The sequence below is a fragment of the Cupriavidus phytohabitans genome, from assembly GCF_017815025.1.
GTDB lineage: Bacteria > Pseudomonadota > Gammaproteobacteria > Burkholderiales > Burkholderiaceae > Cupriavidus.
On record NZ_JAGIQB010000285.1, the window covers coordinates 1 to 325 of the forward strand.

The window sequence follows — 325 nt, forward strand, 5'->3', positions numbered from 1 at the left end:
GCCCATGGCAGGTATTGCGGGCAAGCTCACGCGAAATGGTGGACGGCGAGCGCCCCAGCCGGAAGGCCATGTCCCTCCCCCCGATTTGCTCCGCCTTCCAAATCTCGATGCGCATGCGCTCTTCGGGTTGCTGTTGCCGGTACTTCTTCTTCATCATCCACCACACCTTACCAAATGGCAAGGTGTTGCACTTCAGATTTGAGGACGCCGAGTCATATCAACGCGAGACTCTGAGAGTCTACAAGTGCCGTAACTGCTCAATAACCCGGGGCAATCCCTCAGGCGCTGCGTCGCCCCTGACCGGGTTCATCGGGCCAGGATGCAG

1 protein-coding gene is annotated in these 325 nt (G+C 59.1%); it reads right to left on the reverse strand.

Annotation, left to right across the window (positions count from 1 at the left end; genetic code table 11):
• The coding region (locus J8I34_RS34510; protein WP_209808655.1) for a helix-turn-helix domain-containing protein at nt 1-157 on the reverse strand (157 nt) is incomplete at its 3' end.
• Between the last annotated feature and the right edge of the window lie 168 nt (nt 158-325).